Below are 22,843 nucleotides of genomic sequence, written 5' to 3'. Positions count from 1 at the left end.
ACCCGCGGACCGGGCCATTGTCATACGTCTCGGGGCCTAAGTAACTGTTTATCCAATTTGGTGTTATTTCGGTCTGTATGGTCTGCGCAGTACCACCGAGAAGGGGGAGATCGAGATGCGGGTGTTCCGCACGATCCTCGGCATGCTGTTGCTGACAGCCGGACTACCGACGCTGCTGGTGGGGTCCGCATTCTGGGCCGCCATGCAGCACCGGGACCCGGGCGGCGCCTTCACCGGCGACCTGCAGCGCGTGGCCACATCCGGGTACGCCCTGGTCGTCGACGACGTCGACGGGCTGCTCCGCAAGGACGCCCCGTTCGTCCGGCTCGGCGACACCCGCCTGCGCCTGACGGCCGAGTCCAGCGGCGCCCCGGCGTTCCTGGGCATCGCCCCGGCCGCGGCGGTCGACCGCTACCTGGCCGACGTCCCGCACATCGCGGTCTCCTCGATCGACCTGGGCACCGGCGCGCTGCCGGTGACCGGCCAGCTGCGCCCGGGCACCATCGCCCCGGAACAGCTGCCGGGCCGGCAGGCCTTCTGGCTGAAGGCGGGCACGGGCACCCTCGACTGGAACCCGAGCGAGCTGCGCGACACCCGCTACAGCCTGGTGGTGATGAACCCGGCAGCCCAGCCCGGCGTACGCCTGGAGAGCTCGGCGAGCATCCTGCCCGGCTGGCTCAACCAGGCCACCTGGGCCCTGCTGATCCTGGGCAGCCTCCTGGTGATGATCGGCATGATCGTCCTGGGCTGGCCGTCCCGGCGCCGCGAGGTCGTCTACGTGGTCGAACCGAGCCAGGTCCCCGACCTGATGCAGGCGATCGGCGCGCCCCTGCCCCTGAGCCGTACGGGCGGCGGCCGGCACGCGGGCACCCACCGCCCCCGCACCCTGGCGGACTCCCAGCCGCGCTCCCGCCCCCCGCTGACCTGGCCGCCGTCCTCGTCCTCACGGCCGTCGTCCGGCCGCGGCGCGGCGATCCCGATGCCGGCCGCCGCGACGATGACCTCACCGGCCCCCACCCAGGTGGGCGCGTCGGCGTCCGGAGGTTCCCCGGCCCCGGCCCCGGCCGCCCGTCCGGCCGCCGAAACGGTCGACGCCGGTCTGTCCGTCGAGTCGGCGCCCGCTCCCGGCGAACCCCTCGACCTCATCGCGAACCGTCCGGCGCCGGGCTCGGTGGCGGACCCGTCGCCGATGAACGACCCGCTGTTCGGCCGCGGAACCGATCGCCAGGGCCGGCGCCGCCCGACGACGACCCCGCAGCCGACCAACCTCCCGATCTTCGAGGCGTCGGCGGTGGGTGCCTGGGTGGCGGAGACTGCGGCGGCCCGGGCCCGCGAGACCGAGGTGCGGGCGGCCGCGGCGATCAACGCGGCCCGTAAGCCGACGGCCACGTCGGAGAGCTTGAACACCCCGCTGGGCGCTCCGAAGGTGGGGGAGACGTCGCCTTCGGTCGAGCAGGCGGCTTCGGCTTCGGCTTCGCAAGAATCGGCTGATGGCGGGCAGGGCAGCGCAGCTGATACTGCGGTGTCGCAGGCGGCTGCGGCCAGCAGTGCTGCGCTGCGGGCGACGGCTGCGGGTGCGGCGGCTGTCCGGGCTGCTGCTGGGGCTCCGGACGAATCCCCGGCGAAGGCAGCGATCGGGGCGTTCGGCGCTGTCGCAGCTCCGGCGGCTGGCCGGTCTTCCTCGGCTGCCGCTTCTCAGGCCGCTGGCGCCACTTCCGCGCCCAAGGCGGCCGGCACCTCTTCGGAGGCTGCCGCGCCTGAGCCGGCTGGCATCGTCTCGGAGGCTGCCGCGTTCAAGGCGGCCGGCGTCTCGCCTGCGGGTGTGGCGTCTCCGGCAGCTGCTGCTTCGCCCGCAGTCGCTGCGTCCCAGGCGGCGGCTGGTATGGCCACGGCTGCCTCACCTGGCTCTTCCGCTGAGGCTCCGGCGCTCAAGGCGGATGCGGGTTCGTCCGGGGCTCCGGCGTCCAAGGCGGATGCGGGTTCGACCGGGGCTGCGGTGCTCAAGGCGGATGCGGGTTCGACCGGGGCTGCGGTGCTCAAGGCGGACGCGGGTTCGCCTGGCGCTGCGCGGCCCGAAGCTGCGGCGGTCGTGTCCAAGGCTGTTGCGGGCCCGCGTGCTGCTTCCGGGGAGGACGGCGCATCTCGTCAGCCCGATGTGGCGGGGACGGGCGTCGACTCCGAGGCGGTCGCGCCGGCCAGGGCCGCGCGGCCGGCGGATGCCACGCCGCGGAATGCCCTGTTCGGCGGATCTTCGTCGCCGGGCTGGGCGGCCACCGGTCTGACCCGCGCGGACTCCGGGCGGGTCGGCCTGACCAGGAACCAGCCGAAGACCGTCGACCAGGCCGCGGCCGCCTCGCGCCGCTCCGAGGACAAGCCCGCCGCCGGCCGGCCGGCCGGCTCGGGTGACGGCTCAGCCGCGGCAACTACTCCGGGCGCCACGAACCCGGTCGCCAAGGGATCAGCTCCGGACAAGAACAGCCCGGAAGTGAACGCCCGGACCGCGCCGACGACACCGCGTCCCGCTGTCCCGGCACCGACGGCGAAGCCGGCCAAGCCCGGTCGGCCGGGGGACACCGCGACACCGGCGAAGGCCGAGCAAGTCCAGCCCCGGGGTGCGGCAAAGGCTGTCCAGCCCGAGCCGGCAACGACGGCGGTCAAGTCGATCCGGCCGGAGGCCCCAGCAGCACGCCCGGCCACCGCGCCCGGCACTCAGGCTCCGGCCCAGCCCGCGGCATCGAACCCGGTCGCGCCGAGCAGCACGACGGCTCCGGCCCAGCCTGCGGCGTCGGGTGTGAGTCCGGTTGCGCCGGGCGGGACGACGGCTCCGGCCCAGCCTGCGGCGTCGGGTGTGAGTCCGGTCGCGGCGGGTGGGACGACGACCCCGGCCCAGTCGACCGGGTCGGCCCGGACGTCGCCGACCACCACGCCGCAGCCGCACCACGTTGGTCCGGTTGCTTCCGGCGGAGTTTCGGAGCCTGTGGGCCCGGGATCTCAGCCGGTCGCGGCGCAAGCGCAGCCGGGGCCGAGGGGCACCGCGCCGACCCCGACCAGGCCGGCACCGACGGGCCCGGCTCCGGTCCCGCCGAGCAGCCCCACGACCCCACGCCCGTCCGTGCCCGGCCCGTCCCGCCCGGCCGACCCGGACCGCGAGCCGGTGCCGTCCAGCTCGGGGAGCACCACTACGACGGTTCGGCCTTCGACCTCCTCCGTGACCACGGACCAGCAGGCGACCGCCGGCCGCACCCCGCCGGCATGGCCCGCGGCGAGGCAGAACACGCCGAGCAGCCCGGCCTCGCAAACGGAGGTGGGTTCGGCTCGGACGACACAGGCCGAACCGACGCCGGCAGTGGCGGCGCGGCCGGAGCCGGCGCAGGGGACCAGGGCGGAGGCGACCCAGGTGAAGACGGCCGGGGCGGAGACGGTCATTGCGGAGAAGTCCGACCCGCACATCACCGAGCAGCGCACCCGCCCGACCAGCATGCAGGCGCAGCCGAACGCCGTCACCCGATCGGCTGACGCCCGCCCCGCCGCTGGTGTGGGGGCGGCCGCAGAAGCCAAGCCGGCCGTGGTCGACGCCGCCAAGGCCGTGGCGAACCAGGTCGACGCCGACAAGGTCGAGCGGGAGACGGCCGAGGTTGACAAGGCTGAGGTCGGCACGGCCGAGGCGGACAAGGGCGACAAGGGCAAGCGCAAGCCGGACGGTTCGCTTTCGCGGCTGGCGGCGTACAAGGCGGAGGTTGCGGAGTTGCTCGGGGGTGACTCGGCCGCTCGGCGGCGGCGGAAGAATGTCACTGCTTCCGGGCTTCCCGCGCCTGATCCGGCTACTCAGGAGCCACCGATCAAGCTCACCCGGCCGCCGCGTAAGGGTGGCTCGCGTTCGAAGGACTGATCAGGCACCAGCCGGCGCGGCCGCGACCTCCTGAAGGGGGTTGCGGCCGTTCGGTGCGTCTGGGGTCACAACTTCATCCATCCGAAAAGGGCCCTCCGCGCTGCCGACGCGGAGGGCCCTTTTACCGGGGGAACGGAGTAACCGAAGGGGGGCTTCGTCCGTTAAGCACACTTTAACTCCTGGACGGCGGAAGTGGGTAGTCCTGGGGCTAATACGGACAATCCAGGGTGAACGTGCCCGGTGCGGGTGTGGTGTCCCCGGCGGGTGGGTACGGCGGACGCGGCGACACGGTTTCCGCCCGGCGCGTAGGCTGAGCGGGTGGCGGATCTTCTGGTGTGGATCGACTGTGAGATGACGGGTCTCGACCTGGGCAAAGATGCCCTGATCGAGGTGGCCGCGTTGGTGACCGGTCCCGATCTCGACGTTCTCGGCGACGGCATCGACCTCGTCATCCATGCCGACGACGCGGCCCTGGACGCGATGCCGGAGGTCGTGCGCGACATGCACGCCAAGTCCGGCCTCACCGACGAGGTACGCCGTTCCACCGTCACCATGGCGGAGGCCGAAGAGGCCGTCCTCGCGTACATCAAGCAGTTTGTGCCCAATCCCCGCTCGGCGCCGCTGTGTGGCAATTCCATCGCCACCGACCGGGGTTTCCTGTCCCGCGACATGCCGGCGCTGGACGACTTCCTGCACTACCGCATGATCGACGTCTCCTCGATCAAGGAGCTGGCCCGCCGCTGGTATCCGCGGGTGTACTTCGGTCAGCCGCAGAAGGGCCTGGCCCACCGGGCCCTCGCCGACATCCGCGAGAGCATCCGCGAGCTCGAGTACTACCGCCGCACGGTGTTCGTGCCGCTGCCCGGTCCGGACGTCGACCAGGCCCGGGCGATCGCCGCGGAGCTGTGAGCCACGCCGAGCGGTAACCCGGTCGACGACTCGGTGGGGGCTGCGGCTATGCTTGTCCGGCACGCGCCGCGGGGTTCCGCGGCAAGGCGGCATGGTGGTCGTAGCTCAGCTGGTAGAGCACCGGGTTGTGGTCCCGGGGGTCGCGGGTTCAAGTCCCGTCGGTCACCCCAGAGCAGTCAGGTCGGAAGGGTCAGTCGCATTCGCGGCTGGCCCTTCCGCCGTTTGTGCCTGGGCGGCCGGCGTTGACCGCCTGCGCGGGGAGCTTCCCGAAAGGTAGTTGTGCAGGCGACTGCTGAACGCGCCGCCGACGGAAAACGCCGCAGCGCCGGATCGACCACCCGACGACTGCGGCGGGGCGCCGATCGACAAAAGATCGACGCCCGCGGGAAAGCGCTGCCTATTGGCCCGCGCGGTCCCGGAAGGTCCAAGCAGCTCCACCCGTCGGCATCCGCCGCCCGTTGGGTCCCTGCTGCGGCGCCGGCTCGTACAGGTCGTCGTCGTTCTCGCGTTCCAGCCGCTCGGCCAGGTATGCCGCGGCCGCGCGGTCCTCCTCGGTCGGGGCCGCCATCAGCGCGTACACCAGGCCGAGGACGCCGAAGATCACGGTCAGGCCGATCGGGATGAGCAGCGTGCTCGCGTTGGCTCCCGTCACCGACGCGCCGGTCGCCCCGGGGTCCGGCCGGACCGACATCGCCGACATGCCCGTGAAGTGCATGCCGTTGACCGCGACGCCCATGACCAGCGCGGACGCCAGGATCGCCAGGGGTCGCTGGACCGTCATGGCCAGCCACAGCGCCACGGTCGCCGCCACCACGGCGATCGCCACCGCCGCTACGACGCGGCTGGTCATGTAGTCGATGGTGCCGTCGAGGTGCATCGCGTACATGCCGGTGAAGTGCATCGCGGCCACGCCCAGGCCGGCGAAGAGGCCGCCGATGATCAGGCGGGCGCCCTGGACCCTGGTGCCGCGGGCGGCGATCGACAGGCCGATGGCGACGGCGCTGATGGCGATCAGGGCGCTGAGGGCAGTCACCGGGACGTCGTACCGGATGGGCATGCCCACCACGCTGAAGCCCAGCATCGCCACGAAGTGCATGGTCCAGATGCCGGTGCCACCGATCGCGACCGCGGCCAGGGTCAGCCACCAGGCGCGCCAGCCCGCGCTCGGCGCCGTGCGCAGCCGGACCGCGCACACCAGCCCGAGCAGGGAGCCCAGCACGGACAGCGTGTAGCTGAACGTCGGCGTCAGCCAGCCGTGCTCGAAGTGGTGGATCTGCGCCATGCCTGGTCACTCCCTTGATCGACCTACCGATGCATCCTTCCTGGCTTATTCGCGTTCGGCATCGGCATGAAGGGCGCCCGGGGCGGAAATCGACGTTGGTAGGGGGCATTCCTGACTGTTCGGAGGCCCGGCGTGACCGTCGACCGGAACGATCGGTCAGGACGGACGAGGGGACTGTTGCCCCAGGTAATCATTGACTGGACCCAGGGTGATCAGGCCGCTGCCAGCTCCGGCCAGCTCTCCGGCGGCCGGGCGGAGTTCGGCGCGGACCCGGGCCAGCGTGGACTGATCGTCGAGGGCCTCGGCGGCGCGGGCCACCAGGCACAGCCGCGCTTCCCACAGCAGGTCGTGCGGCGACTCAGGGACCGCGCGCAGAGCAGCAGCCGCCCGCTCCCGGCCATCGCCCGCGTGCCCATCGACCGCGCGGCCGGCGACCGCGCCGCCGGCCAGCAGGACCAAGGGCCGGGCCCAAGGCTCGTACGGGCCGAAGTCCCCGTCGGGCGCACCGTCCAGATCCAGGCTGAGCAGCGCCAGCGCCAGCAGCCCGTCCGCCATCCCCGGCATGCCGCTGCCGTTCAACCTGGCCTGGGCCGCCCGGTACGCGCCCGCCGCCTCGCCGGTCCGCCCGTCCATGGCCAGCCGCAGCGCGCGGTACCACTGGGTCAGCACCCCGACCAGCGGCAGGTCGTAACGTTCGGCAAGCTCGTCCGCTGCCTGGGCGTGGGCATCGGCGACAGCCGGCTCACCGAGAGCACCATGGGCCTGGACCAGGATGAGATGACCGAGGACCTCGAAGGTGACCAGCTCGTGCCGGGCGGCCACCGCGACCAGTTCAGCGCCGATCCCGGCCCGCTCCCGGGCCAGCCCCGTCCGGCTGAACGTGTGCATGAACCGCGCGTTGAGCGCGAACGCCAGCAGCCCCGGGTCCCCGGTCCGCCGGGCGATGGCCTCGGCCTCCCGCGCAGCCCGGTCGCCGCGGTCGGTGGTGGTGCCGCGCAGCTCCAGGGCGATCGTGCTGAGCAGCCGGCTGCGCTGTTCCGGCCGGTCCGGGCCGAGCGCGGCCAGGGTGCGTTCGGCCAGCTCGACGATCTGCGCGGAGAGCCGGTCGTCGTCGTTGCGGGTCCAGACGGCCGGCACGTCGAAGGCGGCGAGGACGCTCGCGGCCAGGTCCGGGTCGTCGATCTGCCGGACGGCGGCGACAGCCTCGGCCCGGTGCCGGCGCGCCTCATCCAGATGCCCGGTCACGGCCAGGGCCCGCCCCAACCCCATGACAGCGGCCAACCGCCCCCGGCCGTCAGCCAGCCGACCTGGGTCGCCGTCAGTCAGCCGACCTGGGTCGCCGTCAGTCAGCCGACCTGGGCCGCCGTCAGCCAGCCGGGTGGGGCCGCCGTCAGCGAACCGGGCGAGGCCGCCGTTGGTCGATCGGCCCAGGCCGCCGTCAGCCAGCAAGCCGGAGCCGTCCGCCTGCGCACCGCGGTCATGGGCATCCAGAGCCTGCCGCCACAACCGAACCGCCTCATGCGGCCGGGAACTACGTTCCGCCAGATCAGCCGCCACCCCGCTGTAGTGCGCAGCCCGCGCCGCGGTCCCCGGCGTCCCCGCGCGGGCGAAGTGGTGGGCCAGCGCGGTGACGTCCTCAGGATGCAGTCGTTCCCACACCGCACCCGCGGCGGCATGCCAATGAGCGCGACGCAGCGCGGACAGGTCGCCGTAGATCGTGTCCCGGACCAGCACGTGGGTGAACCTGAGCTGCCGACCAGGCCCGTCCTCCGAGAGCAGACCGGCCCGCAGGCCGGCGTCGAGGGCGTCCAAGGCGTCGTCGGCCGTTCCAGGGAGCGCGGCCAGCACGTCCGCGTCGACGTCACGTCCCAGCACCGAGGCTTGCCGCAGCACGGTCTGCGCGGCTTCGGGCAGCCGGGCCAGGTGGTGCCGGATGAGGTCGCGAACCCCGGCCGGCACCTGCTCCAGGGCCGCCCGGCCCTCGGCGACGACCAGCCGCGCCAGCTCACGCACGAAGAACGGATTGCCGCCGCTGCGGCGATGGATCAGCCGCGCGGCCGGTACGTCCAGTTCGGCCCCGGCGACGGTACGGGCCAGCGCCGCCGTCGCCTCCTCGTCGAGTCCGCTCAGATACACCCGCACGGGTTCGGTCCGGGCGAACCGGGCCAGCGCCGCCGTCAGCTCCGGCGTGATCTCGGCGGCCCGGAACGTTCCCACCACCAGCACCGGCACCGGCTCCGTGGCCAGCGCGGCGACCAGGTCCAGTGTCGCCTCATCGGCCAGGTGCAGGTCGTCGGCGACCAGCAGAACCGGTCCCCGAGCCGCTGGTGCGGTCAGCTGGGCCACCGCGGCCTGCCGCCGCCGGACCCGGGCCACAGCGGGATCCCCGGCCGGCTGCGCCGCGTCCTGGGTTCCCGGCCAGGTCACCGGCGCGCCCTCGTGGTCGGGGCTGCGTCCCCAGGTGGCCGTCCAGCCCAGCTGGGCCAGGCGGTGGGTCAGCGCCTCGGCCAGGGCGGTCTTGCCGGCTCCGGCCTCACCGGAGATCAGTGCGAGCCCGGACCGGCCGTCGGCGGCGACGTCCTCGGCTGCCCGTACCAGCTGGGCCAGCTCGTCCTGCCGGCCGGCGAGTTCCGGCGCCGGCGGCGTGACGGGCTCGGGCGGGCTCAGGTGCGGCGCCTGGGCCAGGATGTCGGTCTCCAATTTGCGCAGGCGCGGGCCGGGATCGACGCCGAGCTCGGTCGCCAGCGTCGCGCGGATCCGGCGGAGGGCGGTCAGCGCCTCGCCCTGGCGCCCGGCGCGGTAGAGGGCGGTGGCCAGCAGCTGCCAGGCGTCCTCGCGTAACGGCTGGGCGGTGGCGTGGGCCTGCAGGTCGGAGGCGGCGTCGGCGGGCCGGCCCAGGGCGAGCAGCGCCTCGGCGCGGCGTTCGGTCGCCAGCATGTGCAGCTCGTCGAGGCGGTCGATCTCGGCGCGGGCCCAGTGCTGGTCGGCGTACTCCGCGTACGCGGGTCCTCGCCAGAGGGCGAGCGCCGCGTCCAGCTCGGCCAGCGCCCGAGCCGCATCCCCGGCGGCGAGCAGATCGCCCGACGCGAGCACGGCCGACTCGAACCGCCAGGCGTCCACCGCGTCCGGGGCTGCCGTCAGCGCGTACCCCGGAGGTGCGGTGACCAGTAGCCGGGCCGGCTGCCGCGGCGGGCGGCCGGGCTCCAGGGCCCGGCGCAGATCCGACACGAAGGTGCGCAGGGCCGGGACGGCCCCCGGCGGGGGCTGCTCCCACAGGTCGTCGACCAGCAGGTCGACCGGCACGACCCGGCCGCGCGCGATCAGCAGGCGGGCCAGCACGGCCCGGTGCCGGGGACCCTTCAGCGGTACGGGGCCCAGCGCGGTGCTCGCCCGCACGGGTCCGAGCACGCCGAAGGCCACCATGACCCCATCTAAGCAGCGCGTTGATCCGTTGCTGATCCACTGCTGATCCCGCCCGGGCAACCTGGCCGGCATGAACCCTTCGATCACCGGATTCGACTACCAGCGGGTCACCGTCGCCGAGAACGTGGCGCTCAACGTCGCGGTCGGCGGCTCGGGCAGCCCGATCGTGCTGCTGCACGGCTTCCCGCAGACCCACCTGATGTGGCGGCACGTCGCCGCCGACCTCGCCGCCGACCACACCGTGATCTGCCCCGACCTGCGGGGCTACGGCGCGAGCGACAAGCCCGCAGGCGACGCGTACGCCAAGCGGACCATGGCCGCCGACATCGTGGCGCTGGCCCGCGCGCTGGGCCACGACCGTTTCGCCCTGGCCGGGCACGACCGTGGAGCCCTGGTCGCCATCCGGGCCGGGCTGGACCACCCGGAAGTGGTCACCCACCTCGCCTCGCTGGACGTGCTCCCGACGCTGGACATGTGGGACGTCATGCACGGCGTCAGCGCCGCGGTGGGCTTCCACCTGTATCTGATGGCCCAGCCGCCCGGCCTGCCCGAGGAGCTGATCGGGGCCGCCCCGGACGCCTTCTTCGGTCACTTCCTCGACATCTGGACCCAGGACCCGCAGGCCATCCCGGCCGACGTGCGCGCCGCCTATCTGCGGGCCTGCCGCGAGGCCGTCCCGTCGATCGTCGCGGACTACCGCGCCTCGGCCGGCGTCGACGTGGAGCACGACCGCGCCGACCGGGCGGCGGGCAAGCAGCTCCGGATGCCGGTCACGGTGCTGCAGCAGGACTGGGGTGCGGCGCTGGGCTTCGACGCGGCGGCCATCTGGCGGGCCTGGGCGCCGGACCTGGAGCACCGTACGGTCTCGTGCGGCCACTACATGGCGGAGGAGGCCCCGGCCGAGGTGGTCAAGGCGTTGCGCGGGCTGCTGAGCCGGTAGCGATCACCCGGGCCGGCCTCAGGAGTCGAAGCCGAGGCCGACCTTGTCCAGGGTGCGCAGCCAGACGTTGCGGCGGCCCTCGTGGGCGTCGGCCCGGGCGATCGACCAGCGGGTCAGCTCGATCACCCCGGACCGCACCGGTTCCGGCGGGAACGGCACCGGTTTGCGGCGCACCATCTTCAGCCGGGTCAGCTCGGTACGGTCGCCGGCGAGCAGGTCCAGCATCACGTTGGCGCCGAAGCGGGTCGCTCCCACGCCCAGCCCGGTGTAGCCCACCGCGTACGCGAGCCGGCCGCTGTGCGCCGTACCGAAGAACCCGCTGAACCGGCTGCACGTGTCGATCACGCCGCCCCACTTGTGCGTGAAACGCACGCCGTCGAGCTGGGGGAAGGTCTGCGCGAAGTGCTCGGCCAGCACCGCGAAGGTGGCCTCGCGCTGGTCGCGTTCCGGGCTGATCCGCCCGCCCCGGTAGTAGATCGCGTCGTAGCCGCCCCACAGGATCCGGTTGTCCGCGGTGAGCCGGTAGTAGTGGAACTGGTTGCCCGCGTCGCCCACCCCCTGCCGGTGCGCCCAGCCCAGCGAGGCGAGCTGCGCGGCGGTCAGCGGCTCGGTCATCAGGACGTAGTCGTAGATCGGGACGACGTAGTGGTGCAGCCGGCGCAGCAGGTTGCCGTGCGCCCCGGTGGCCAGCGCGACCTTCGCCGCGTCCAGCCGCCCGCGCCAGGTGTGCAGGCTGAGCCCGGTGCGGGTGGTGCTGATCCGCTCGACCGGGGAGTACTCGTGGATCCGGACGCCCAGCTGCAGGCAGGCCCGGCGCAGCCCCCAGACCAGGCGGGCCGGGTCCACCATCGCGCAGCCGGTACGGTCCCAGACCCCGCCGAGATAGGTGGGGGAGTCGACCTCGGCGCGGACCTGGTCGCGGTCCAGCAGCGTGACGTCCAGCCCGCGGGCGGTGGCCTCGGCGTGGTACGCGGCCAGCTCCCGCACCTGCCAGTCCGCGGTCGCCACGTTGAGTTCCCCGGTGCGGGCGAAGTCGCACTCGATCCCGTACCGCTGGACGGTCTGCTCGATGCCGTCCAGGTTGGCCCGGCCGAGCCGCTCGAGGGCGTCCATCTCGTCGGGGAAACGGCTCAGTCCGTTGTCGAAGCCGTGGGTGAGGCTGGCCGCGCAGAACCCGCCGTTGCGCCCGGAGGCCGCCCACCCCGCCGTACCGGCCTCGATCACCACGACGTCGCGGCCGGGGTCGCGTTCCTTGGCCAGCAGCGCCGTCCACAGCCCGCTGTAGCCGGCGCCGACCACGGCCAGGTCCGCCGTGCCGATCCCGTCCAGCGGGTCGGCGGCCGGCGGCGCGCCCGCCTGCCCGAGCCAGTAGGGCTCGGGCACCGCGTCGGCGAGCGCGCGCGCCACCATGCTCAGGAATTCTTCCGGGGCCGCGACCGCACGCTGCTGATCACCGCGATCAGCACCCCGCCCACGAAGATCAGCGTGCCCATCACGTTGACCTGCGGCGGCAGGCCGACCCGGGTCGCGCCCCAGATCCACAGCGGGAACGTCGTGGTGGTGCCCGCGGTGAAGTTGGTGACCACGAAGTCGTCGATGCTCAGGGCGAAGGCCAGCAGCATGCCGGACATCACCGCGGGCATGATGATCGGGAAGGTGATCCGCCAGAACGTGGTCCACGGGTTGGCGCCCAGGTCCGCCGCCGCCTCCTCGACCGAGCGGTCCAGGGTCAGCACCCGGGCCCGCACCACCACCGCGACGAACGAGATCGAGAACATGATGTGCGCGATGGTGATCGTCGTGGCGCCCAGCCCGACGCCCAGGGAGACGAAGAGCGTCAGCAGCGAGGCGCCCATCACCAGCTCGGGAGAGGACATGGTGGCGAACATGATCAGGTTGACGGTGCCCGAACCGCGGAACCGGTAGCGGCCCAGCGCGTAGCCGATGCCGGTGCCCAGCGCGCCCGCGACGACCGCGGTGAGCACCGCGACGACCAGCGAGATCACCAGGGCCTTGGTCAGCTCGTCGAGGGCGAAGACCCGGCCGTACCACTTGAGGGTGAAGCCCTCCCAGGTCTGGTTGTAGCGGCCCGGGGTGTCGTTGAAACCGAACAGGATCATGATGAGCACCGGCAGCGTCAGCCACGCGATGATCACCCAGGTGTAGATGTACAGGGCCCGCCCGCCGGTCAGCCGGGACCGGCGCGGGGTGACCGCGGGGGCTTCCTCGACCGTGGTCATCGCGCGGCCACCTTCATCACGTCCTCCGTGCCCAGCGCCCGGGCATAGGCGAAGACCCCGATCAGCAGCACCGCCATCAGCGTGAAGGACAGGGCCGAGGCGGTCGGATAGTTGGAGCTGGTCAGGTACTGCGACTGGATGACCTGCCCGATCATCGTGGTCGACGAGCTGCCCAGCACCGCCGAGTTGACGTAGTCGGAGCTGGCCGGCACGAAGGTCATCAGTACGCCGGCGAAGACGCCGGGCAGGGCCAGCGGCAGGATCACCTTGCGGAAGGCGGTGGCCGGGTCCGCGTACAGGTCGCGGGCGGCCTCGACCACCCGGGGGTCGATGCGTTCCAGGGCCACGTAGACCGGCAGGATCATGAACGGCAGGAAGTTGTAGACCAGCCCGCCGATCACCGCCACCGGGGTGCCGAGGATGTGGAAGCTGTCCGGCAGCACCCCGGCGCTCTTCAGCGGGCCGAGCAGCATGCCCTCGTCGGTGAGGATGTAGCGCCACGAGATGGTGCGCAGCACGAACGACACGAAGAACGGCAGCAGCAGCAGGAACAGGTAGGTCGGCTTGCGCCGGCCACCGTAGAACGCGATCCAGTACGCCACCGGGAACGCCAGCACGATCAGGATGACCGTGGTGACGGCTCCATAGATCAGCGAGCGGACCAGTTGCGTGCGGTAGTTGCCGATCGCGTCCACGTAGGTCTGCCAGTGCCCGGTGAACACGTACCCGGAGACGACGTCACCCTCTTGCAGCGACAGCGACAGCATCGTCACCATCGGGATCACGAAGAACAGCAGCAGCCACAGGCCGCCCGGCAGGATCAGCAGGTAGGGCGCGAGCACCCGGCGTGAACGCGACACGGCTCAGGCCAGCACGATCGGTTCGAAGATGCTCTGGAACTGCTGCTGCTCGGCGGTCGACTTGAAGTCCACGTAGTAGTGCAGCTTCGCGTAGTCGCTCTGCGCCGGGAAGACGAGCGGGCTGGTGGCGACCGCCTCCATGGTCTTCTTGTCGTCGCCCGACAGCTTGGCCGCGTCCTTCTTGATCTGCTCCTGCGCGGCCGGCACCGGGCACACGTAGTTGATGTACTCGGCCAGCGTGGCCGCGTTCTCCACCTCGTAGAAGAAGTCCATCAGCTTGATCGCGTCCAGCGGGTTCTGCGCGGTGATCGGGATGGCGAAGTTGTCCGTCCAGATCGTGCCGCCCTCCTCCGGGATCACGAACTTGAAGTCGGTGCCGTCCGAGACGTTCTTCTGGAAGATGTCGCCGGACCAGGCCTGGGTGATCCACACCTCGCCCTTGCCGAGGGCGTCCACGTAGCTCTGGTCGTAGTAGTTGCGCACCAGGCCCGCGCTCTTCTGCTCCTTGAGCTTCTCGGCGGCCTTCTTCCAGTCCTCCGGGGTGGACTCGTCCGGGTTGAGGCCGAGCGCCATCAGGCCGAAGTTGGCCAGCTCCTGGGTGTCGGAGTACATGCCGACCTTGCCCTTGAACGCGGGGTCCCACAGGTCGGCCAGCTTGGTGATGGGCCGGGTGATCTTCTTCGGGTCGTACGCGATGCCGGTGATCCCGGAGGTCCACGGCACGGAGTAGACGTTGCCCTTGTCGTAGGCGGTGCTCGCGTACGACGGGTCGGCGTTGGCCACGTAGTTCGGCAGCTTGGAGTGGTCCAGCGGGGCCAGGAAGCCGGAGTCCACGAACTGCTTGAACTGGATGCCGTTGGTGATCACCATGAGGTCGTAGCCGATCGACTGACCGGCCGCGAGCTGCGGCTGGACCTTGGCGAACCAGGGCCCCATCTCCTGGATGACCTCCTGGTACTTCACCGTGACGCCGGTGGCCTTGGTGAACTTCTTCAGCTCGGGCTGCTCCGGGTCCATGTAGAGCGGCCAGTTGGCGAAGTTCACATTGCCGTTGCTGGTCTTGCCGGCCCAGTACTTGGCCACCGCGTCGGGGGCGGGGGCGCTCGGCGCGGTCGACCCGGTGCCCTTGACGCCGCAGGCGGCCAGCGCCATGGCGAACGCCGACAGGCCGGACACCCGCAACGCGTCGCGCCGGCCGAGCCGCCGCTGGGTCAGGCCGCGGATCAGGGAGGGGTCGGGGAGGTTCGACTGCACGATCAGACTCCGATCGGGTAAGAGTGCTGCGGGCTCCAGCTGAGGTACACGCGGTCGCCGGGGCCGGCGAGATCCTCGGCGGAGAAGGCGTTCTGGTCGAAGATCACCAGGTCGGGGCCGGCCGAGGTCTTGACCGTGTAGTTGGTCGAGGTGCCGTGGTAGACGACCTCGGTCACCACGCCGCTGAGCACGCTGGTGCCGGTCCCGGCGGGGGCCTCCTGGGACAGGTCGATCTTCTCCGGCCGCACCGAGACCTCGAGGTCGTCGCCGACCTTCATGGCCCCGCTGACCGGCACCAGCACCCGCTCGCCCTCGCCGTAGCTCAGCAGCGCGACGTCGCCGGTGATGCTCTCCACCGTGCCGTCGAGCAGGTTCGAGGTGCCGATGAAGCCGGCCACGAAGCGGGTCGCCGGCCGTTCGTAGATCTCCCGCGGGGAGCCGAGCTGGTCGATGCGGCCCGCGTCCATGACCGCGATGCGGTCCGACATGGTCAGCGCCTCGCCCTGGTCGTGCGTCACGTAGACGAAGGTGATGCCGACCTCGCGCTGGATCCGCTTGAGCTCGACCTGCATCTGCTGGCGCAGCTTGAGGTCCAGCGCGCCCAGCGGCTCGTCGAGCAGCAGCGCCCGCGGCCGGTTGACCAGCGCCCGGGCCAGCGCCACCCGCTGTTGCTGCCCGCCGGACATCTCGCGCGGGGCCCGCTTCTCCATGCCGGTCAGCGAGACGATCTCCATGATCTCGCCGCACCGGCGGCGGATCTCGGCCTTGTCGACCTTCTTGCGCTCCAACCCGAAAGCCACGTTCTGGTACGCGTTCAGGTGCGGGAACAACGCGTACGACTGGAACACCATGTTCACGTCGCGCTTGTTGGGCGAGACGCGGGTGACGTCCCGGCCGTCCAGGAACACCGTGCCGCCGGTCGGCTCCTCGAAGCCGGCGATCATCCGCATCGTGGTGGTCTTGCCGCAGCCCGACGGGCCCAGCAGGGAGAAGAACTCGCTCTGCGCGATCCTCAGGTCCATCCGGCGTACGGCCTGCACGGTCTCGCCGTGCGACAGGTAGTCCTTGTGCACGCCGGCGAGCTCGATGGCCGGCTGGCCGGGGTCCTCGTCAATAGCAGTGGTCATGCGTACCTCTTCGCGCGCGGGGGGACGGGCGGGCCGGGTCAGCCCAGATGGCTCATCACGTGTTTGATGCGGGTGTACTCCTCGAACCCGTACATCGAGAGGTCCTTGCCGTAGCCGGAGTGGCCGTAGCCGCCGTGCGGCATCTCGGACACGAACGGCAGGTGGGTGTTGATCCACACCGCGCCGAAGTTCAGCCGGCGCGACACCCGCATCGCCCGGCCGTGGTCACGGGTCCAGACGCTCGCGCTCAGGCCGAAGCGCACGTCGTTGGCCCAGCGCACGGCGCCGTCCTCGGTGTCGAACTCCTGCACCGTGATGACCGGGCCGAAGATCTCGTCCTGGATCATCTCGTCGCGCTGGCGCAGGCCGGCCACGACGGTCGGCTCGACGAAGTAGCCGCGGTCACCGATGCGCCGCCCGCCGGTGACCACCCGGGCGTGGTCGGGCGTGCGGTCCAGGAATCCGCGCACCCGGTCCAGCTGGGCGACGTTGTTGACCGGCCCGAAGTAGGCGCCCGGGTCGGCCGGGCCACCCACCTTGGTGTTTCGGGCCGCGGCGGCCAGCGCGTCGGTGAAGTCGGCCGCGACCCGGGCGTGCACCAGCACGCGGGTGGCGGCGGTGCAGTCCTGCCCGGCGTTGAAGTAGCCCGCGCCGGCCACGGCCGCGGCGGTCGCTTCCAGGTCGACGTCGTCGAAGACGATGACCGGGGCCTTGCCGCCCAGCTCCAGGTGGACCTTCTTGAGGTCAGCGGCGGCCGCGGCGGCGACCTCCATGCCGGCCCGGGTGGAGCCGGTGATCGAGACGAGCTGCGGGGTGGGGTGCACCACCAGCGCGCGGCCGGTGTCCCGGTCACCACAGACGACATTGAGCACGCCCGGCGGCAGGAACTCGGCGGCGATCTCGGCGAGCAGCAGGGTGCTGACCGGGGTGGTGTCGGAGGGCTTGAGCACCACCGCGTTGCCGGCCGCGATGGCCGGGGCGAGTTTCCACACCGCCATGACCATCGGATAGTTCCACGGCGTCACCTGGGCGCAGACGCCGATCGGCTCCCGGCGGACCCAGGAGGTGTGGTCGCGCAGGTACTCCCCGGCGGACTTGCCCTCCAGCATCCGGGCGGCCCCGGCGAAGAAGCGCAGCTCGTCCAGCAGCGGCGCCATCTCCTCCTGGCGGGTGGCCTCGACCGGTTTGCCGGTGTTGCGGCATTCGGCGGCGATGATCTCGTCGGCCCGGGCCTCGACGGCGTCGGCGATGCGCAACAGGGCGCGCTGCCGTTCGGCCGGTGTGCTGTCCCGCCACACCTCGAAGCCGGCCTCCGCGGCCTGCATGGCGACGGCGACATCACCGGCGGAGGAGACCGGGGCGTACGCGTACGCGTCACCGGTGCACGGGTCGACGACCGCTGACGTCACGCCGTCGGCGGTGTCCGTGCCGGACCCGCCGATGAAGTTGCGCAGGACCGGTAGGTCGGTGCTCACGGAAATCGGACCTCCCGCCCCGGGGCCTGTGACAGCCCCCACACGAAGAGGTGGACCTTGACATAGCCGAAGACCTAAAGACAAGGGAATCCGAGGGATTTTGCAAGACCGAAACGGAATCAGGAGCGCGCACCCACGCGCAACTACGCAATCCGGCGCGGGTGACCGTCGTTGAGCCCGTTTCCGCAGCGCGATCCGGGCCTGCGCGACGGCGCGACAATCCGGTGCATCTTGCTCTCTTGCCAAGCCGATGTACCGTCTGCGAGCGCCGTTCGGATCGGAGATCATCTCTGGACGGCTATCGATGTGCCGAGGATCGGCTCGAACAGCTAAGGGGAACCGGTGGACGGACGCAGGCTCCTGCCCCGCGCGCTCGTGGGAATGTCGGTCGTGGCGGCGCTGACCGCCTGCTCCGGGTCGTCCGACGAGGCCGAGACCCCCGGACTGGAGCCCCGCGGCACCGTGCTGACCACGGTCCAGCCGAGCCGCCAGGACCTCACCAACAAGATCAGCCTCAACGGCAAGGTGGCGATCAACCCGGTCTACGGCATCGTCGCGCCGGTCGACGGGGAGCTGCGCTACGTGCAGCGGCAGCCCGCGAAGACGGCCAGCACCCAGGCCACCTGGGTGGCCACGGTCTGGGACCACGGCACGCCGCACAAGGTGCTGATGCCGAAGAACTCCATCCTGGCCGGCCGGCTGCTCGACGACCGGACCTCGGTCACCGCGGGGATGCCGGTGATCTCGGCCAAGCGCGCCGGGTATGCGGTCGTCGCGGACATCGACAGCGCGCTGGCGTACCGGATCTCCGGCTCGGCGAAATCCGTCCAGGGCCAGATCAAGAACGGCCCGGGACCGTTCCCCTGCAAGCCGCTCGGCACGATCGCGGCGCTGCCGGCCGGGACCATCCCCGAGCCGCCGCCGGTCACGCCGTCCCCGGGCGCCACCGGGGAGCCCGCCCAGGAGCCCGAGGCGCCGTCGGCCGGTGGCGGCGAGGGCTCGGAGCCGACCGGCCTGCGGCTGGTCTGCACCGCGAGCAAGGGCATCAAGCTCATCAACGGCGCCGCGGTCACCCTGGAGATGGTCACCGGCAAGGCCAGCGACGTGCTGGTGCTGCCGGTCGAGGCGGTCGCCGGCACCCAGGGCAAGGGCAAGGTCGACGTGGTCGGGGCGGACCGCGTCCGCAAGACCGTCGACGTGGTGCTGGGCCTCACCGACGGCAAGGTCGTGGAGATCAAGAAGGGCCTCAAGGGCGACGAGACCGTAGCGATCCCCGGTCCCAACCTGCCCGCCGCGCCCGAGGGTGGAAACCCCGAGGACAAGCCGTCCGGGGCCGTGGGATGACCGCGCTGATCGAGCTGACCGGCATCACCAAGGTCCTCAAGGGCCAGCAGCAGCCGCGCACCATCCTCGACGGCGTCGACCTGACCGTGCAGGCCGGCGAGAGCGTGGCCATCGTCGGCCGGTCCGGCTCCGGCAAGAGCACCCTGCTCAGCGTCCTGGGCCTGTTCGACCGCGCGGACGAGGGCAGCTACCTGCTCGCCGGCCAGGACATCAGCCGGCTGCCCGAGCGCAAGGCCGCGAAGCTGCGCAGCTCCCACTTCGGCTTCGTGTTCCAGCGCTTCTTCCTGCTCAAGCACCTGACCGCGGCCCAGAACGTGTCCATGGCGCTGGTCAACGGCCAGGGCTGGCTGCCCCGGCGGGAACGCCGGGCCCGCGTCCTGCAGGCTCTCGACCAGGTCGGCATCGCCCACCTGGCCAAGAACCGCCCGGCCCGGATGTCCGGCGGTGAGCAGCAGCGGGTGGCCATCGCCCGGGCCCTGGTCCGTGACCCGGTGGTGCTGCTGGCCGACGAGCCGACCGGCGCGCTGGACACCGAGACCGGCACCGCGGTGATCGACGCCCTGCTGGCCGCGACCACGCGGGGCTGCGGCCTGGTGCTGGTCACCCACGACCGGGACCACGCCGCCCGGATGGGCCGCACCCTCGACCTGGTCGACGGCGTCCTCACCGAGCGGGTGAACGCGTGAGGCGGCTCTCCGGCCGGCTGCGGTCGGCGCTGATCATCGGCCTGCAGGGCATCCGCGCCCGCAAGATGCGCACCCTGCTGTCCATGGTGAGCCTCTTCCTGGGCGTGCTGGCCGTGGTGGTCGTGCAGGCCGGCGCCAGCATCGCCGACAAGGCGCTGCTGTCGGACATCGAGCTCACCTCGGCCGTCGACGGCACCACCATCATCAACCTGCCGATGCAGCCCAAGGCCACCGACATCGTGCTCGACACGATGGACGGCCGCACCGACGCGGTGGCCATGCTCGGCCTCCAGGCGATCATCGGCGAGCCGAACGTCGCGCCGGTCAATCCGGGCGCCTCGCCGTTCGACGAGGACTGGGGCGGTGGCATGGTCTGCTCCGGCAACGGGCCCTGCGAACCGGCCGACGCCCAGCCCAAGGGCCAGGCGGTCGAGGTCCGGCTGACCGCCATGACCGGTGACGTGCGCCCGTTCCGCCCCCTGCGCCCGCGCACCGGCGAGTGGCTCGAGTTCAGCTCGCTGCCGGCGATGGCGCCGCGGATCATCGTCAACCGGGAGGCCGCCAAGGGCTTCGAGCGGTACAAGGTGCCCGCCGAGATGCGGATCCCCGGCGCGTCCGCCAACATCACCCCGCAGTTCGTCGGCGTGGTCGACGACGGTGACATCCAGCCGCGCGCCTACGTCCGCCTCGACGAGCTGACCACCTGGCTGCCGGGCGGCACCGCGGCCGACCCGAACTCCGGCGGTGAGATGCAGGTGCTGGTCTCGCCGGGCAGCCCGGTCGAGCAGGTGCTCAGCACCAAGCTCAAGGCCATCGGCTCGGAGACCTGGGTCGAGACCGTCGACGCCAAGAAGCAGATGGAGAGCCAGCTCAAGCTGCTGCGCCTGGTCTTCCTGGCGATGGCCAGCCTGGTGCTGCTCATCGGCGTGGCCGGCATCCTCAACGTCGGCCTGGCCACCGTGGGGGAACGGGTCGAGGAGTTCGCCCTGCGCCGGGCGGTCGGCACCCCGCGGATGCTGCTGGCCGGCATCGTGCTGGCTGAGACGTTGCTCACCGGCCTGTTCACCGCGGCCGTGGCGATCGGGCTCAGCGCGGCCGGACTGCGGGCCGTCTCGATGCTGTTCGGCGACTCCGAGCCGTTCCTGCAGGACCTGCAGTTCCCGTGGGAGGCCGGCATCGCCGGCATCATCGCCGGTCTGGTCGCCGGCATCCTCGGCGGCTTCATCCCGGCGCTGCGGGCCGCCGGCATTCCGATCGCCACCGTCATGCGTGCTTGACCCGGCGGCCGATCACCGGAGAATGCACCAGTGGACTACGTGAACTTCGGCTCGACCGGCCTGCGGGTCTCCCGCCTCTGCCTCGGCGCGATGAGCTACGGCGCCCCCGACCGCGGCACTCACCCGTGGTCGCTGCCCGAGGAGCAGGCCCGGCCGTTCATCCGGCAGGCGCTCGACCTGGGTGTCACGTTCTTCGACACGGCCAACGTCTATTCCGACGGCACCAGCGAGGAGATCCTCGGGCGGGCCCTGAAGGACTTCGCCGACCGGGACGACGTGGTGATCGCGACCAAGGTCCACGGCCGGATGCGCCCGGGCCCGAACGGCGCCGGCCTGTCCCGCAAGCACATCATGACCGAGATCGACAACAGCCTGCGCCGGCTCGGCACCGACTACGTCGACCTGTACCAGATCCACCGCCTGGACCCCGGCACCCCGATCGAGGAGACCCTCGAAGCGCTGCACGACCTGGTCAAGGCGGGCAAGGTCCGCTACCTCGGGGCCTCGTCGATGTGGGCGTGGCAGTTCGCCCAGGCGCTGTACCTGGCCGACCGGCACGGCTGGACCCGGTTCGCGTCCATGCAGAACCACTACAACCTGCTGTACCGCGAGGAGGAACGGGAGATGCTGCCGCTCTGCCTCGACCAGGGCATCGCGGTGATCCCGTGGAGCCCGCTGGCCCGCGGCAAACTGACCCGGCCCTGGCAGCAGGACACCACCCGCTCCGGCACGGACGAGTTCGGCAAGACCCTGTACGCGGGCGCCGAGGACAACGACCGGCAGATCGTCGACGCGGTGACCACGGTCGCGGAGAAGCGCGGCGTCCCGCGGGCGCAGGTGGCCCTGGCCTGGGTGGCCCGCAATCCGGCCGTCACCGCACCGATCGTCGGCGCGACCAAACCGCATCACCTCGACGACGCGGTCGCCGCCCTGGAGCTGACCCTCACCGACGACGAGGTGACGCTGCTCGAACGCGGATACGCGCCCCGGCCCGTCGCCGGCTTCAACTGAGGCCCGCGATGACCACCACCGTCGGCCTGGTCACCACCGACACCGAGCAGGTCCGGCGGCACGACCCGGACACCGCCGTGCTGCTGCGCGCCCTGACCGGGGCGGGCTTCCGGGCCACCGCCCCGGTATGGCACGACCCCGCGGTCGACTGGACGGCCTTCGACCTGCTGGTCATCCGCTCACCCTGGGACTACCCCGAGCGGTACGCGGAGTTCACCGGCTGGCTGGACCGTACGGCGGGGCGTACCCGCATCCTCAACGCGCCCGAGCTGATCCGCTGGAACATCGACAAGCGCTACCTCGACGACTTCCACGCGCTGGACGTGCCCTGCGTGCCGTTCACCTTCGCCACGACGCCCGCCGAGGCCGAGGCCGCGATCGCCGCCCTGGCCGACAGCCGGGTGGTGGTCAAGCCGTCGGTCTCGGCCGGCGCGCGCGACACCGGTCTGTTCCAGCGGGACGACCCGCGGGCGGCCGAGCTGGCCGCCCACATCATCGCCTCGGGCAAGACAGCGATGATCCAGCCGGCCATGGAATCGGTCATCGAGCACGGCGAGAACGCCCTGTTCTTCCTCAACGGCGAGTTCGCCTACGCCTGTCACAAGGGCCCCCTGCTGGCCCCGGGCGGCGGCTATCTGGGCGGCGAATACACCGAGGTGATCACCCGCGCGGACCCGTCCGCCGAGGAGATCGCCCTGGGCCGCCGGACGGTCGCGGCCATCGCGGAGATCGGCGCCCGCAAGGGCTTCGGCCAGGACGCCGGACTGCCGCTCTACGCCCGCGTCGACATCGCCTCGCAGCAGGGCCGCGACCCGCTGATCCTCGAGGTCGAAGTGTTCGAGCCGTCTTACTTCACCGACGTGGTCCCGGAAGCGACCGGCCTCTTCGTGCAAGCCGTCGAGCGCCGCTGCCGATCGTGACCCGGGCCGCAACGGGGGTCTCCCGGGCCGGTGTCCGCACCACGACCGGCCCGGAAGCGCCGTTCCGGATCGCGTCGCTGACCAAGGTGGTGACCAGCGCGGCCCTCGTCCGGGCCCTCGGCGTGCCGTTGGACACCCCGGTCGTCAGCCTGCTGCCCGAGCTGGCGGCCGACTGGCGTGGTGCTCCCGGGATCACGGTCGAGCAC

Annotated in this window: 16 protein-coding genes, 1 tRNA gene and 1 pseudogene; 10 read left to right on the top strand and 8 right to left on the bottom strand. The window is 71.9% G+C overall.

Annotation, left to right across the window (positions count from 1 at the left end; genetic code table 11):
• Positions 1–115: 115 nt before the first annotated feature.
• The 3 genes from ACWEOZ_RS12550 to ACWEOZ_RS12540 all read left to right on the top strand — a co-directional run bounded on the left by ACWEOZ_RS12550 (position 116) and on the right by ACWEOZ_RS12540 (position 4,968).
• Positions 116–3,889, top strand: coding sequence for a hypothetical protein (locus ACWEOZ_RS12550; RefSeq protein ID WP_451910830.1), 3,774 nt, complete (start codon positions 116–118; stop codon positions 3,887–3,889).
• 318 nt (positions 3,890–4,207) lie between these two features.
• The gene (orn, locus tag ACWEOZ_RS12545) at positions 4,208–4,798 is read left to right on the top strand and encodes an oligoribonuclease (protein WP_451910829.1); all 591 of its coding nucleotides are present in this window, start codon (positions 4,208–4,210) and stop codon (positions 4,796–4,798) included.
• Positions 4,799–4,892: 94 nt separating this feature from the next.
• A tRNA-His gene (locus ACWEOZ_RS12540) sits at positions 4,893–4,968 on the top strand.
• Positions 4,969–5,195: 227 nt separating this feature from the next.
• Here the strand turns inward: ACWEOZ_RS12540 and ACWEOZ_RS12535 are convergent.
• Together ACWEOZ_RS12535 and ACWEOZ_RS12530 are read right to left on the bottom strand one after the other, a co-directional pair.
• Entirely contained in the window at positions 5,196–6,080 is an 885-nt protein-coding gene (locus ACWEOZ_RS12535; RefSeq protein WP_451910828.1) for an MHYT domain-containing protein, read from the bottom strand.
• Between the two features lie 156 nt (positions 6,081–6,236).
• On the bottom strand, positions 6,237–9,503 hold the full coding sequence (locus ACWEOZ_RS12530; RefSeq protein WP_451910827.1) for a BTAD domain-containing putative transcriptional regulator: 3,267 nt from the start codon (positions 9,501–9,503) through the stop codon (positions 6,237–6,239).
• Positions 9,504–9,573: 70 nt separating this feature from the next.
• Between ACWEOZ_RS12530 and ACWEOZ_RS12525 the strand changes: the two genes are divergently transcribed.
• Positions 9,574–10,443, top strand: coding sequence for an alpha/beta fold hydrolase (locus ACWEOZ_RS12525; protein WP_451910826.1), 870 nt, complete (start codon positions 9,574–9,576; stop codon positions 10,441–10,443).
• Between the two features lie 18 nt (positions 10,444–10,461).
• Here the strand turns inward: ACWEOZ_RS12525 and ACWEOZ_RS12520 are convergent, their stop codons facing one another.
• Genes ACWEOZ_RS12520 through ACWEOZ_RS12495 form a run of 6 tightly spaced genes read right to left on the bottom strand, consistent with a single transcriptional unit; the run spans position 10,462 to position 17,399 of the window.
• Positions 10,462–11,853 carry an NAD(P)/FAD-dependent oxidoreductase gene (locus ACWEOZ_RS12520; RefSeq protein WP_451910825.1) on the bottom strand — a complete coding sequence of 464 codons (1,392 nt, stop codon included), beginning with the start codon at positions 11,851–11,853 and terminating at the stop codon, positions 10,462–10,464.
• A gap of 2 nt (positions 11,854–11,855) precedes the next feature.
• Positions 11,856–12,683 (bottom strand): ABC transporter permease, encoded by an 828-nt coding sequence (locus tag ACWEOZ_RS12515; protein ID WP_451910824.1) that lies wholly within the window; start codon positions 12,681–12,683, stop codon positions 11,856–11,858.
• A complete protein-coding gene (locus tag ACWEOZ_RS12510) occupies positions 12,680–13,543 on the bottom strand; it encodes an ABC transporter permease (RefSeq protein ID WP_451910823.1) in 864 nt (287 codons plus the stop codon). The genes ACWEOZ_RS12515 and ACWEOZ_RS12510 overlap by 4 nt, the downstream gene beginning before the upstream one ends.
• Before the next feature lie 3 nt (positions 13,544–13,546).
• Positions 13,547–14,758 (bottom strand): polyamine ABC transporter substrate-binding protein, encoded by a 1,212-nt coding sequence (locus tag ACWEOZ_RS12505; RefSeq protein WP_451910949.1) that lies wholly within the window; start codon positions 14,756–14,758, stop codon positions 13,547–13,549.
• Between the two features lie 41 nt (positions 14,759–14,799).
• On the bottom strand, positions 14,800–15,924 hold the full coding sequence (locus ACWEOZ_RS12500) for an ABC transporter ATP-binding protein (RefSeq protein ID WP_451910822.1): 1,125 nt from the start codon (positions 15,922–15,924) through the stop codon (positions 14,800–14,802).
• A 38-nt stretch (positions 15,925–15,962) separates the two neighbouring features.
• A complete protein-coding gene (locus ACWEOZ_RS12495) occupies positions 15,963–17,399 on the bottom strand; it encodes a gamma-aminobutyraldehyde dehydrogenase (RefSeq protein ID WP_451910821.1) in 1,437 nt (478 codons plus the stop codon).
• A gap of 342 nt (positions 17,400–17,741) precedes the next feature.
• Between ACWEOZ_RS12495 and ACWEOZ_RS12490 the strand changes: the two genes are divergently transcribed.
• From ACWEOZ_RS12490 to ACWEOZ_RS12465, 6 genes and pseudogenes are all read left to right on the top strand, one after another.
• Positions 17,742–18,743: an efflux RND transporter periplasmic adaptor subunit gene (locus tag ACWEOZ_RS12490; protein WP_451910820.1), complete on the top strand. Its 1,002-nt coding sequence runs from the start codon at positions 17,742–17,744 to the stop codon at positions 18,741–18,743.
• On the top strand, positions 18,740–19,429 hold the full coding sequence (locus tag ACWEOZ_RS12485; RefSeq protein WP_451910819.1) for an ABC transporter ATP-binding protein: 690 nt from the start codon (positions 18,740–18,742) through the stop codon (positions 19,427–19,429). The genes ACWEOZ_RS12490 and ACWEOZ_RS12485 overlap by 4 nt, the downstream gene beginning before the upstream one ends.
• A complete protein-coding gene (locus ACWEOZ_RS12480; RefSeq protein ID WP_451910818.1) occupies positions 19,426–20,706 on the top strand; it encodes an ABC transporter permease in 1,281 nt (426 codons plus the stop codon). Before ACWEOZ_RS12485 ends, ACWEOZ_RS12480 begins: the two co-directional genes overlap by 4 nt.
• A gap of 30 nt (positions 20,707–20,736) precedes the next feature.
• Positions 20,737–21,717 (top strand): aldo/keto reductase, encoded by a 981-nt coding sequence (locus ACWEOZ_RS12475; RefSeq protein WP_451910817.1) that lies wholly within the window; start codon positions 20,737–20,739, stop codon positions 21,715–21,717.
• 8 nt (positions 21,718–21,725) lie between these two features.
• Positions 21,726–22,637, top strand: a complete 912-nt coding sequence (locus ACWEOZ_RS12470; protein WP_451910816.1) for an ATP-grasp domain-containing protein — start codon at positions 21,726–21,728, stop codon at positions 22,635–22,637.
• Positions 22,634–22,813: pseudogene (locus ACWEOZ_RS12465) on the top strand (serine hydrolase); the annotation flags it as partial. The gene ACWEOZ_RS12470 and the pseudogene ACWEOZ_RS12465, both read left to right, overlap by 4 nt.
• Positions 22,814–22,843 lie beyond the last annotated feature (30 nt).

Source organism: Actinoplanes sp. NPDC004185, assembly GCF_053603475.1.
This window is presented reverse-complemented; position numbering and strand designations above follow the sequence as displayed.